Annotated in this window: 8 protein-coding genes, 2 pseudogenes and 2 riboswitches; of the genes and pseudogenes, 3 read left to right on the top strand and 7 right to left on the bottom strand. The window is 32.5% G+C overall.

Going from position 1 to position 14018, the window contains the following annotated elements; translation table 11 throughout:
• Positions 1-594: 594 nt before the first annotated feature.
• The 3 genes from ABH960_RS28485 to mgtE all read right to left on the bottom strand — a co-directional run bounded on the left by ABH960_RS28485 (position 595) and on the right by mgtE (position 4899).
• A complete protein-coding gene (locus ABH960_RS28485; protein WP_404449779.1) occupies positions 595-1488 on the bottom strand; it encodes a cation diffusion facilitator family transporter in 894 nt (297 codons plus the stop codon).
• An 824-nt stretch (positions 1489-2312) separates the two neighbouring features.
• The gene (locus ABH960_RS28490) at positions 2313-3410 is read right to left on the bottom strand and encodes a phosphodiester glycosidase family protein (RefSeq protein ID WP_078205576.1); all 1098 of its coding nucleotides are present in this window, start codon (positions 3408-3410) and stop codon (positions 2313-2315) included.
• Positions 3411-3570: 160 nt separating this feature from the next.
• The gene (gene mgtE / locus ABH960_RS28495) at positions 3571-4899 is read right to left on the bottom strand and encodes a magnesium transporter (protein ID WP_404449782.1); all 1329 of its coding nucleotides are present in this window, start codon (positions 4897-4899) and stop codon (positions 3571-3573) included.
• Positions 4900-5176: 277 nt separating this feature from the next.
• A riboswitch (M-box (ykoK) riboswitch) is annotated at positions 5177-5344 on the bottom strand.
• A gap of 520 nt (positions 5345-5864) precedes the next feature.
• Positions 5865-6041, top strand: a riboswitch (M-box (ykoK) riboswitch).
• Between the two features lie 188 nt (positions 6042-6229).
• Here mgtE and ABH960_RS28500 point away from each other — a divergent pair.
• Positions 6230-7357 (top strand): FtsW/RodA/SpoVE family cell cycle protein, encoded by a 1128-nt coding sequence (locus ABH960_RS28500; RefSeq protein ID WP_404449784.1) that lies wholly within the window; start codon positions 6230-6232, stop codon positions 7355-7357.
• A gap of 116 nt (positions 7358-7473) precedes the next feature.
• Here the strand turns inward: ABH960_RS28500 and ABH960_RS28505 are convergent.
• From ABH960_RS28505 to ABH960_RS28520, 4 genes and pseudogenes are all read right to left on the bottom strand, one after another.
• Positions 7474-7554, bottom strand: a pseudogene (locus tag ABH960_RS28505) (serine hydrolase); the annotation flags it as partial.
• A 158-nt stretch (positions 7555-7712) separates the two neighbouring features.
• Complete coding sequence (locus ABH960_RS28510) at positions 7713-8699, bottom strand: choloylglycine hydrolase family protein (RefSeq protein ID WP_404449786.1); 987 nt, start codon at positions 8697-8699, stop codon at positions 7713-7715.
• Positions 8700-8806: 107 nt separating this feature from the next.
• The gene (locus ABH960_RS28515) at positions 8807-10339 is read right to left on the bottom strand and encodes an alpha/beta hydrolase (RefSeq protein WP_404449788.1); all 1533 of its coding nucleotides are present in this window, start codon (positions 10337-10339) and stop codon (positions 8807-8809) included.
• Positions 10340-10811: 472 nt separating this feature from the next.
• A pseudogene (locus tag ABH960_RS28520) lies at positions 10812-11030 on the bottom strand (hypothetical protein); the annotation flags it as partial.
• A 382-nt stretch (positions 11031-11412) separates the two neighbouring features.
• Here ABH960_RS28520 and uptA point away from each other — a divergent pair.
• Positions 11413-12009: an undecaprenyl phosphate transporter UptA gene (gene uptA, locus ABH960_RS28525; protein WP_003203054.1), complete on the top strand. Its 597-nt coding sequence runs from the start codon at positions 11413-11415 to the stop codon at positions 12007-12009.
• Positions 12010-12127: 118 nt separating this feature from the next.
• Positions 12128-13561: an IS4 family transposase gene (locus tag ABH960_RS28530; RefSeq protein ID WP_404449790.1), complete on the top strand. Its 1434-nt coding sequence runs from the start codon at positions 12128-12130 to the stop codon at positions 13559-13561.
• Positions 13562-14018: the final 457 nt, after the last annotated feature.

Consider the following 14018-nt stretch of genomic DNA (forward strand, 5'->3'; position numbering starts at 1 on the left):
ACAAAAACGCCATCCTTTCCTATGATTCTACAGAAAGAATAGCGTATTTTTTCATTTTAGGGGGGATTTTATTTTGTTAGCTTGATAGCGATGTGGCGGTACCCCTATAAGCAAAAGTGTTTCTTCATTAATGATTTTCTTACTAATTAAAAACTAATAACTTGTGATGAATCTCTGATTTTTCTTTTCAAGAATATGAATTTATATCATTGGATTGGAGATAACCTAAATAACTAGCTGAGCAAAAAGCCAATTTCCTTAGCGTACAGGAAATTGGCTTTTTGTTTAACGTGAGGTAGTTATTTTCAGCTGAAAAATCAATGATGGAAATAAAATCCAGTCTTTGACCCATTTTTACACGTATCTCGGCTGAACCCCAAATACGCGAAGGTTGGGAAATTAGTAAATCATAGATAAAAACGTCCTATATTTTAATAGGACGTTTTTTCTTCTATAAATAATGTATTTGAGATGTATTGTACTCATAACTATAAATGTTTTTTAATTATGGACATTATACAAGTCGACCAATTCTCCAATATCTAAAAAGGACGGTTTAACTACTTACTTATATCTATCTATAATTAAATAAACCTACTTCTCCTCATACCATGGGTTTAAATGAATTAGTACTTCATATATTTCTGGGTTCTGATTTATAATAGTAGTTTTTATATCCCTACAAATATCATGTCCATGCTGGATGCTTAAATGTGCCGGGACACTAATTCTAATATCAATTAATACATAGTGACCATGATCACGTGCGCGCATTCTATCAATTCTTTTTACAAAAGGATGGGCCTGAATTATTCTCTTATATTCACTACATTTCTCGGTATGAATACCACCTTCCATTAATATATATATTGATTCTTTCCCCATACTAATCGCTAACTTTAATACGAAAAAGGAAACGATAATACCGGCTAAAGGATCCCCAGATGCTGCATATGGAATGGAATAGATATTGTTTATCAAAGCAATACCAATTCCAATTACAGCTGCAATTGAGGCATAAACATCAGCAAGATGATCATAAGCAGTTGCTATAAGCCCTTTGCTGCTTGTTTTTCGACCAATTCGTATTGTGTATACATATAAAATTTTCTTCCATATTAATGAAATAATCGCTGCTATAAAAGCAATTATATGGGGTTCTGTCGCTGGTTCAAATAATGACTTTATTGATTCATAAGCCATAAATAAAGCCGCTAAAATTAAAATCACAGCTACAATTCCTGATGATATAACTTCTGCTTTACCATGTCCATAAGGATGATCTTCATCAGCTGGCTGGTTTGAAATTTTCATTGATCCCAATGAGGCTACGGATGCTACAACATCGGCAGCATTATGAATCCCGTCGGCTAATAATACCTGACTTTTGAAAAGTAAACCGACTATAATTTTGATGAGAGTCAGAAATATATTGCTAATTACACTAATCCATGCTGCCAATAAGGACGTTTTTTGGTTAGCATTCATAGTTATCCCCACCTTAACTTTACTCTTGTTTCAAAATATTATTGTTTAATTCAATTGTGTAGTTATAAGTCTATGTCTCATCATTTTAATTTCTTTCATACATTACCCAATAATAAGTGTGTGGGTCTATACAAACATTTTCTCCCATCAGTAAAGGTTTAAAGCATAACTTACTTTGTTCTTTTATCCTTATTTGTTATGAAGTGTAAAAAGAGTGACACAAAATGCCATGCTTTTATTATTCCTTTTACGTTTAGTATTGGAGTTACTTTAACATCCTTAAAATAGTAATTATGATTGAATAAAAAGACGAGAGTTGGAAATTAGGAAATCATAGAAAAAACGATCTATAAGATGTAATACTGAACCTAAAATAATTAAAGATAAATAAGATATACTACACGACGACGCATGTTGTTTAACAATGTAGTTTTAGGGTGTATTATCCCTTTGCTTGATACACCTATTGTTTATGTTTTTTATCACCCTTTTATCATTACAAACATCAAAGCGACTAATGTGTTGCTTTGATGTTTGATGAAATGTTTTCAGGTATGATTACTAATTCATTCTGCGCATTAATCTTTACTCATCTGATCACAACAATTATTTTTACAGGTTGTCCATTTCACATAGCTGTAGCAAATACTATAAGATTAAAAGCATATAATTGAATATGAGTGTAAACTGTATACATTATTTATCCTTCTTTTAACTTCTTGGAGATTTTCCATATAATTGAGTATCTCTTTACGCTTTTCTTTAATTACACTCTTTGTATGTTAGTTTTTAAACTTTAATTAATCCTTCATTTATTTAAGAATTCATAAATCAGTTGAAATATTTGCATCAAATTCATCTGATTTTTTAGTATCTATTTTTTTCCCATCTATTGTCATCTTTATTTTTTGTTTTTGGTTTGCTGTTACCACCCAAGTATTTGGTAAATAACGATCTTCATGTGATAATGTAGAAGGTGAATTTATAACCTTTCCTCCTAAATATAGCGTAGCAGAAGAACCTCCATCCATTGCCATTGCATTTATTGCTCCTTTTTCATATAGAATATCTTGACACTCTTTTAACGTGGCTCCTATGCTATGTGTTTGTCTACCATCTATCACTAGAAACATTATTGTGCCATCTTCTTTTTGAGCCATAATACTTCGTGGAGCAGAACCCCAACCACCGTCTCCTTCTGTGATCATTTTTTCTCCATTTACAATTAACTGTGGCATAAATCCTGCTGCTGAAACGACTTGTTTATCCAAAAGTTGTTGGGTAGAATAATTTCCTGTTATCATTTGTCCAAACTTTGTTAAACCGGTAATAATTGTAGGGGTATTTTTATCTATATTTGTATCAATAGCTTTTCCATTTTCTATTACTATTCCAGTTGCAACATTTCCTCCACCTCTTCCTGTCTCATCAGCAAATCCACTTGCATTCACAGCAACAAGTGCATGATTACGTTTTGCCATTACACTAATTTTTTCTCCCCTGTTAGCTCCTTGTGTTCCTTGATGGCTAACAAGTTTAACATTGAAGGGATTGCTAATGGTAATTAACTTTCCTTCGAAAAGAAAACGACTATCTTTATTACTTTTAATTGTTTCTACATCAATTTCTAATGGCTGATTTTTTAATTCTTCTAATCTTTTTCCTGCTATTTTTTTATAAATAGCCTCATCACTATTTGACCATTTTGGATGATTAATTCTATCTTGCAGTTTATCTAGTTCCTTTTGGGATAGGAATGTATATTTCGCATATTGTGGATGCTGAGAAGTTAGTATACTCCCAGCAATTGTTACACGAAGATCTCGGCCATAGTTAGTACCAAATAATATTCCTATGCCAATAAGCATGAAAATAGAAAAAAGAAGCAAAATTCGTTTGAAGATTTTTCTTAGATGTTTCATAGGTTTCTCCTCCGGCATTAATTACATTCAATGAATCCTTTAAGATATTATTTTCCTAAAGACAAAAGTGTTTGTTTCCCTCATTCCCGAGTTCCCCACTATGTCTTTGCAAGCAAAGCAAAATACTTATTCTACATTTCGTATTTATTTCAGTGTATATTTACAAATTTAATAACGTTTTTGCAACCATGAAATAAATTACTAATCCTGTTCCGTCAACAAATGTTGTAATAAATGGACCAGAAACGACTGCAGGATCTAATTTTAATTTTCTCAGAATCAAGGGTAAAACAGCTGCAACAATAGAGGCCCAAATAACAATAAATAATAAAGTGATTGCTACAACTTGTGCAACTTCTGTTCCAACTCCTAGCATATAAGCACGAGTGAGCCCAGCTACCCCAAGTGCAAGTCCGAGAAGCATGCCAATTGCAAGTTCCTTTTTCATTACACGGAAAATGTCTTTAAATTTCACCTCTCCAATACCGATTGCACGAGTAATTGTTGCTACAACCTGTGTTCCTGTATTTCCTCCAGTACCTACTAATAACGGTACAAAGAAAGCTAAGGCAACTACTGTTTCAATTTCGTCTTCAAAATACTTTAGTACTGTACCTGTATATGCTTCAGCAACAAAAAGAAGCAATAACCATGGTAGACGTTTGAAGAAAATGCTCCAAATACTAGATTCAAAGTAAGATTGATTTAACGGTTCACTTCCGCCTAACTTTTGGATATCTTCTGTAGCTTCTGCTTCCATAACATTCATTACGTCATCAAATGTTATAATACCAATCATTTCATTTTTCGCTGTTGTTACGGGTAATGCTGCTAAATTATAATTCAGTAGCTTTTTTACAACTTCTTGCTGATCAACTTCAGCGTGTACTGAAATTACCTCTTGAATCATGATAGTAGATAATATCTCTTCATCTGCTGCTAGTAATAACTCATGTATGGAAACGATTCCCTTAAGATAACCATGACTATCAAGAACATAGATATAAGATATTGATTCTACATTTTCAGAATGTTCCCTAATGTACTTCAATGTCATTTTTACTGACCAATTCCCTCTAACTGCAACAAAATCACTTGTGACAAGACTTCCTGCCGTTTCAGGTTTGAAAGCCATTAATTTTTTTACATTATGTTTTGTAATTTTATTTAAATACGCCATTAATTTAGCTTGTTTTTCCGGATGAACCGCTAGAAGTAGATCTACTGTTTCATCAATCGGTTGTAAATCTAGTAACTTTTTAGCTTTGTTTTCAGATAAGTGAATTAAGATATTATATTTTTCTTCTGTACTCAAATGTTGAAGGATTTTTGAGCTTTTTAATACAGGAATCTTATCTAGTAATATGACTTGATCTTCAATTGAAAACCGTTTTACTTCTTGCGCAACATCATACGACGGATGACGTAAAACTTTCTCTGCATCCAAATTATTTTGGGTTACAAGTAATTCATTTAATAATTTCTTCATGTTAACTCCTCCTTATATTGCTAAGGGAGACTCTAGAGTTTCATGAGTGGTTTTGTGTTATTTTATCTGTCTAAAATTTTTATTAGAGCATTAATAGTTACATTGCAATCAATTTATTATTTAGAACTACCTCCTTTTTGAATATAGACAAGATAAAAATAAATAACATTAAACAAAAAAACCTTTACTCAAAAAGGAGTAAAGGTTTTTTACAATACAAATAAATGATTATTAAGACAGCTCTGCAAAAATCCCAGAGGTGCCTTTCTATCAAATCGTATACCACTCCCTCGTTGAGTTTTAGCACTGTATAGCATAGGTTTTTATAACCAGCTACATTAAAAAGGGCCTTAATCCGACCGTTCCTGTTGACCCATTGGCGTCTCTCGACATTTTTGGGCAGCAGCGTTTCTCTATACAGGAGCCTCACCTAACAAAGATTATTGAATTACTTCAAAATTTAAACCAGAATTTAATATTTGTCAACTAACTTTCGATTCGATTTATAATACATTCTTTTTTAGAGAAATGTAATTCAATTCTATTGTAAATTTGAAATTCAACTTAAAAGATATAAAATTTAAATACAATTAGTTCGAAGAAACGTTATAAAATATATGAAATTTCGTATAGGAAACTTATTGTTTATGATCAATTTGTAACTTTATAGCAGGAGTTGAATCATTAGTCATACCGTACTTCAAAAGAACATTCTTCAAAAATCTTATTTTATGATTAAAATCTTCTTTACTGTTTATCAAATTTATATGGTTAAACTACTCAATCAAATTATACACTACAGGCTGAAAATATGTATCTATACGAGATGATTAAATACATTTCCTCCTATTATTTCTCAAAATTCATAAAACAGTAAAAAATATAAAATTAGCAATATGCTTACTTGACAAGCAAAAAAAAAATATTTATGCTGGCTACACGAAACAAATACATAAAATTTATATTGCTAAACCTGTTAGGTGAGGCTCCTATACAAACACAGGCTATTGCCCAAAAATGTCGAAAGACGCCAATGGGTAGAACAGGAATTGTCGGATTAAGGCTCTTCTTAAGATAGCTAAGTAATCAATTTCCATTACTTTACGTTGTATAGTGCCAAAGCTCTACTAGGGGGAGGAAAGCTTTATTTAGTCATGCCAATTTAAATCCCCCCTAGTATGTAACTAGGGGGGATTTTTGCGTAAGAAAACTGGGTGTAAGCGATAGAATCTTTCAAAACAAAAATACTATTTAGTAGTTGATGAGAACAAGTTTCTACTCATTAGCAAATGTAATATTAAGTGTTAATGTAAATCAGGAGGATATTAAAATGAAAAAAATATTAAAACTCGATTATCTATTGCTCCTCCCTCTATTCATAACATGTACTTTAGGTATTATCATGATGTATAGCGCGAGCTCCATTGTTGCTGTTCAACATTACGGTTATAACAGTAGGCATTTTGTTGATTCTCAATTAACAAAGCTATTTTTAGGAACAATAGGGTTAATAGTTTGTGCTATTCTCCCATATGAAATATGGAAAAAACGAATAGTCTCTATCTGTATTATGGTTGGGGGAATTTTTTTATTAATTATGGTTTTGTGGAAAGGAAAAGTGGTAAATAATGCTCAATCATGGATCTTTGGAATACAGCCAGCTGAATTTCTTAAATTAGGAACAATACTTGTAACAGCCCGTTTTTTTGCATTACGACAAGAACAAGCTAAAAAGATTTGGAGTGGTAGCGGAAAACTTTTATTTTTTTTAGCTGCAATTTTTTTTCTAATCTATAAACAGCCAAACTTAGGATCTGCACTTTTAATATTAGGTATAGGTTTTAGCATATTTCTTTGCTCTGGAATAAATGTAAATCTATTAATTAAAAGAATTATAATCAGTTCTATTTTTTGGTTACCTTTTTTATACTTTTTAATTCAATTTAGCTTGTCAGAAGTTCAAAAGACACGTATTACTACAATTCTCAATCCCTTTGTTGATGCGCAAGGAAAAGGATATCAGCTTGTAAATTCTTTTATTGCCATTGGCTCTGGAGGAATTACTGGACGTGGATTCGGAAATAGCATTCAAAAAACCGGTTATCTTCCAGAACCACATACTGATTTTATAATGGCAATAGTTTCTGAAGAACTAGGGTTTATTGGTGTATTTATTGTATTGGCAGGGGTTTTAACTATCGTTCTTCGTTCCTTAAAAATTGCACAACTATGTGTAGATCCATTCGGAAGTTTTATAGCAATTGGTATAGGATGTATGATTGGTATGCAATCCATTGTAAATTTAGGTGGTATTACGGGACTATTCCCTCTTACTGGTACCCCATTTCCATTTGTTAGTTTTGGTGGAAGTTCTTTAATGGTCAATTTAATAGCAATAGGAATATTGCTTAATATTTCAATTTTCAATAAAATTAGGTTTAATAATTACAATATGTAATTTTTTATATAATTCTATTTTTTGGAGATTATAAAATTTAACCTCATTGAGCAATCTATGTTCAAATAATTTCTAATTAGATTTTTAACTGTATGAATATTAATTTTAATACCATAAAAGGCAGGAGCTTTTGGTGAAAACTTATTAAATGATTGTTTAATCGATGTATGTGTCTTTTCATTATATGTATTATTCATCTCAATCACATACCCTTCACCTAAAATGATTAGAAATATATTGACTTGTTATTTTTCTTATATTGAATTTCATTGGACCACTTTTGTATTGTCGTATCGCCTATAAAAAAAAGAAAACTTAATTAAGTTTTCTTTTTTTTATGTTATTCCAAATCCGATTAGTTTTCATAAAATATCTTATGTTTCCGCTGGAACGGATAAGTTTTAATTTCATCTGTATCTAAATTTTCATGAAATAAATGAATAGCTATAATTTGCCTACAATCATAGGTATGGTAATAATATGTACCAGACTCCATACACATTGCGCTTGTATAAATGGTATTATCTAATGTACCTTCTTCCGTTATTACTCCACCTTTTGGAACCTCACAATTTGATAAGATATGAAAAATGGCCGATATGCCCTCTTCTTCGTTATCTATACCTTGAATATTTTGTTTGCCATACGCTGCCCGAACAAACCTTGATGGTGGGGTGAAATCCCCAGGGAGCCCCATCGAACCAGAACCTTGTCCAAAAGCACTTAATAGTACATCCCCCCATTGTGTTGGCGCATATGGCTGCGATTTAAGACCGATATATTGTCTTAAATTTTGTAGATGCCAGTTAAACTCAGGACTATTGGTCATTACCCCAAGAGGATTATCATATATTTTTAGTCCTTCAGTTGTCGGCTCTAGTACAATACAATCTCCCCATTTATCCGCTAAAATCCAATGTAGCGGTGGAGTAACCCCTAAAACAGGTAATGGTACATCCAAAAAGGAAATACTATCTACAGAGTTCTTTAATTCTTCGACAGAATTGAATTGTGTGAGACTCCATGCCACAAAATCAAATGGAGCCAGATTCGTTTGATTTTCATCTATACTGTTACTATAACTTGCGAATCCTGGAAAATAGAGTGTTGCACATGTCATACCTGATTCATTTACTCCGTCCGCCAGGATGATCCTTCCTTGATGGTTAATCCCCATCCCTACAACAGCTTGTTTCGCCTCGATGGTTTCACCAGTTATATTGTTCCATTGATAACTTCGAGGAACTATTATTACTTCTTGATTGAAATCTAATGTAAAATCCATCGTTCTTGCAAAAAGATGCTGACCGCTTTTGGTCTGTAATGTCAAACTGGTACACATAAAGAACACCCCTTTATTTAGTTTCTTTGAACAAAAACCATTTAATTTCTATTCTTAAGTTAATAGGCATGTATCGTGACCTCTATTAAAAAATATGGTTGCTAATTTTATTTCGATCTTCCTTGCACCCAAGCAGCAATATCATTTATAACATACTCAGGGATATTAGCAGGACTATAATATTCATCCGGTTTACTTAACTCCCCATCTCCTTCTGTAAAGAAGTGATTTAACTTTGGATATAGTCGATAATCAACGTTATCTCGCTCTTTTAATTGTTCTTTCCAAAGAGGAATTTCGATTTTTGATTGAACTTGATAGTCTCTTTCTCCTTGAATAATAAGAAGCGGTGTCTTTTGTTCTTTTGACATTTCTGCTGCTTTAATTTTACGAATAGAATCCCAAAATACTGCTGATCCTAAATAAAAATCTTTTGGAGGATTCTGACTAGAGAAATTGGGATCATTTAATAATTCAAATTGCGATTTGTAAAATTTATATTCATCCGGTTTCATTGCTCCAACGGAAAAAAGATACTCAAATTGATCTAAAACAACATCTTGGATCGTACGGGCTGGTCCTCCCATCACGATTGCCCCAGCAATATTTTGATTTTGGTCTTTTTCAATCATTTTCGGAAGCATCATTCCACCTTGACTATGACCAAGAATATAAATTTGATTCTTATCTATCATAGGTTCATTTTGAAGAAAATGAGTCACAAGAAGAGCATCATCTGTTGTCTCTTTATCAACTGTATAAAAAGGACTGGACTGTGTTTTCAATCCATGTTCATAAGTTCGTTTATTATAGCGAAGGACAGCAATTCCTTTCGAGGCAAGACCTTCAGCCAAATCGCGAAATGGTTTTAAAGCAAACGCTGTTTCATCCTGATCGGTTGCTCCAGATCCTTGCACAAGAATAACTGCTGGGAAAGGACCCTTTCCCTTCGGAACAGACAATGTTCCTGGTAATGGAAACGCACCACTTCCAACTACTACTTCTTTATCAATGAATGATTCAGGCTTACTATATGATGGACGCTCTGCAACAGGACTATACGACATGCTAAGTTGAAAATCATCTATTTTTCCAGATGGATCTAGTCTAATTAGTAAAGGTACTGTAAATTGTTCAAAGGCTAATTTAATCTCTACATTTGTATGAACGGAATTTGTCTCTTTTTGTGTTACCTCTCCAATTCCCATAAAAGTACCTGCTTGTAATTGCACAGGGAGTCCCTTCCAATAGCTCTTCAGCCATTCTTCGGATATTATTTTCTGTAATGATCGAGAAGTTAAATCAATTGCAGATTTATAATCTTCTGTATCCAGATAACGGATAAATGAAAGGGTAGTAGCTATAACAGGGTTTTCATCGTCAGTATTGCCTATTTTTTTTATATTTGTGTTTGTTTCCTTTAATGTCGAAATAAATTGGTGATAGAATGGATTTTTATATGTACCAGGATATAAGCTTGATTTCAATACATCCATATTCCGTCCCTCATACAAACTTGAAGAACTCGCGAAATTTTTAGGTGAAATTACTTCCTCCGCATATGAAACTGAAGGAATAGTTATTGCACAAATGGCACTGACAAGTAATAACTTATTCCCTATTTTCTTTTTCGTGCTCATATTTATTAATTCTCCCTTCAAAATTAAGATTTTTTAATACAGCATGCCATGTTCTATAAGGAAAATTAAAATTATCAAAGAGATTAATATTCTACTTTATGATCCCCCCTAACAGATTAAAAAGCTAATATAAACAAACTTCAATAAAAAATGCCTTCACCCTCTTTTTTTGATTGGATTTTTGAGTGACATGGAAGGACCAAGCTGAATCACATGTAGCTGACATAAGGTATACAGGTACACCGGTATCCAACAGTGAATATAAAATCTCAGTAGCAATGTTCTTTTGAATTTCTTTTTTTCTTGTTATTTGATTAATAAAAAGAGAGCACTCCTCAGTAAGTGCTCTCTCGTAAAAAGTATCAGTAATTCTATTCGTAACCAATCTGCACACCATTCTCACATTCGCAATACGCATTATCTCTAAGGTGTTTTTAATGCGTAATTTCTATTTAATAAAGAAAAACATTTATTAACGAGCATTTTCCAATACTTTTATTAAGTCATTTACATTTTCAATTTTCTGCTGAAATTTATCAAGTCTGGTATGTAGCAATGAAGGATTTTTATCTTCTTTTGAAATAACTTGTTTTAATTCTTGATCTAAATGATCATACGCATCAAAAAAAACATCAAATTCTACACTCACAAGTTCTTCATTTTCACGATAAAATCTTTTTGCTTCTATGCGGGCTATGACAAAAAAACTGACACTTCCCCTACTAGGGGGAGCACCACATGCCCATCAACTTAAGAAATTGGTTGTTCCCCAAAACGAAAAAAATAAGTTGAATTCTCATAAATAACTATAAAATAATAAAATTTTACGTTTTTTGGAGACTTCAAAGTATTAGCTTGATGGACATTAGTACTAACCCTAGAAGGAATGAGTTTTTTGTTTTACAACTGATAATGGGTGCTATGTAAAAGAAGACCAGTACATAACAAAGAAATCTTTATCATATTTTACTATGAATAATTTGTATATTATGTAAAATAAAGAGGTACCCGGAATAAGGTATCTCTTTATTTTTTTAGTATGTTTAAAAATTTTGTATATGGTAGATGTAAAGATGTTAGGTAATTTAATCCATTCAATCTTAGTTTTTTTAGAAGGACTTGGTTATTGGGGAGTTATGCTTGGACTAATGATTGAAATAATCCCAAGTGAAATTGTGCTAGCTTATGCTGGATATTTAGTATCATCGGGAAGTATATCGTTTTTCGGTGCTGTTGTATTCGGTACAATTGGTGGAGTTATAGCACAACTATTTATATACTGGATTGGTCGTTATGGAGGTAGACCAGTACTTGAGCGTTATGGAAAATATATTTTCATTCAAAAAAAGCATATTGATCATGCGGAAGCATGGTTCAATCGTTATGGAACTGGTGTAATATTTACAGCACGTTTCATTCCTTTTGTACGCCATGCTATTTCAATACCTGCAGGTATTGCTAAAATGTCACATGTTAGATTTATTACGCTTACTACACTTGCAATTATTCCTTGGTCGGCATTATTTGTATATTTAGGCTGGAAACTGGGTGAAAAGTGGGAGAATATAAATGAAGTAGCAGGACCCTATATTAAATATTTTGCTATTACTGCAGTGGCTCTTGCTGTGTTCTATTTTGTTGTAAAAAAATTAATGAGAAGACGTGGCTAGTAATTTATTATTAGGGGCCACCATACATTACTATCAACCTAAGATGAATTTATACCCATAATTCATAGAAAGCGTTATTCTTTTTGTAGAAATATACAGAAAGGATGGCGTTTTTTGTATGAATCTATCGATTCAAGATGAGTTTCATTTGTTTGCTGAAGAACTACAGCGATATCTATCTCCACATATTCTTCAACAACTCGCACAAGAGACAGGTTTTGTAAAACGTAAAAGTAAGTATGGCGCACGAGATTTGGCTGCCTTATGTATCTGGATCAGTCAACAGGTAGCAAGCGATTCTCTTACTCGATTATGTAGTCAGCTTTATGCAAATACAGCTACACTTATAAGTCCAGAAGGACTTAATCAACGTTTTAACCGATGTGCTGTTTTATTTCTACAACGTGTATTTTCCCTTTTAATCAAAAGCAAATTAAACGATTCGTCTCAAATCTCAAATCAATACACCTCTTATTTTCAACGTATACGTATTTTAGATGCTACTATTTTTCAAGTACCCAATCATTTAGCTTCTATTTATCCTGGTTCAGGAGGATGTGCACAGACAGCTGGTATTAAGATTCAACTAGAGTATGATTTACATAGTGGGAAATTCCTCAATTTTCAAATGGAACCAGGTAAAAATAATGATAAAACCTTTGGTACAGAATGTTTGGATACCTTACGACCAGGAGATTTATGTATCCGAGATTTAGGATACTTTTCTCTAAAAGATTTAGATCAGATGGATCAACGAGGGGTATTCTATGTTTCACAGTTGAAATTAAATAATAGAGTATATGTGAAAAATGAATCTCCAGAATTCTTTCGGGATGGGACAGTAAAAAAGCAATCTTTATATGCTTTACTTGACCTTGAACATGTCATGCATCAGATAAAACCAGGAGATACTTATGAAATTCAGAATGCCTATGTCGGACAACAAAAATTACCCTCACGGGTTGTAATATATAGACTCACATCAACTCAAGTTCATAAACGTAGGAAACAGCAAACTTATGTTGAAAAGAAAAAAGGGGTTACATACTCTGAAAAAAGTAAACGTTTAACAGAAATCAATGTTTATATTACCAACATCCCATGGGAAATTGTTCCGATGGAACATGTTCACGAGATTTACTCTCTACGTTGGCAAATAGAGATTGTATTTAAAACATGGAAATCTCTTTTTGGTATCAATCATTGTCACAATATTAAGCGAGAGCGTCTAGAATGTCATCTTTATGGACAGTTAATCGCTATTTTTCTTTGTTCCTCCACTATGTTCAAAATGCGACAGCTGTTACTACAGAAAAAACAAAAAGAATTAAGTGAATATAAAGCAATTTATATGATTCAAGATCATCTGTACTTAGTATATGAAGCTATACAACAAGACACTCAAGAAGTATCAAAAATTTTTCTTCGTCTGTTTGACCTCTTACAGAAAAACGGACGGAAATCCCATCGATATGAGAAAAAGACAGTTTTTGATATTTTAGGCGTTGTTTATCAGTGCACTATATCCAATCTAAATAAGAAAATTGCATAACTTTTAAAAATACACCTTATTAAGGTTTATTTGGAATGCGTATTTTTAAAAACAAATAAACAAAATATCAAGCATGTAGGTAACAAGAACGGAAGTTCATGGAATACCCAACCTTAGCTTGATGGGCATGGGGGCGCACCACATCGCTATCAAGCTAAAGATTTATTGCAACCCCCAGAACGAAATTTTTAGACTGTCTTGTAATAAAAAAAGTTGGCTGTCTGTGTGTAACTTCTCAATGATTTATAAAACCCTCCTACGAAACTGCCTCCTATTGTAGAGTTTTTCCTGTATATTGGAAAATTAAATTTGGAATGTACCTAATTTAACCATTTAGTATATAATAGTATCTAGAAAATAAAGGAAAATCAAAAAGTTTGTTTTTAATTATAGCCCTGGATATTTCTCAGTGTGTATTAGTATATTGAGTTTATAAAGGACTAATTAAATTGTAGAT

Source organism: Bacillus sp. RC252 (assembly GCF_044909215.1).
In the GTDB taxonomy this organism is placed as follows: domain Bacteria; phylum Bacillota; class Bacilli; order Bacillales; family Bacillaceae_G; genus Bacillus_A; species Bacillus_A mycoides.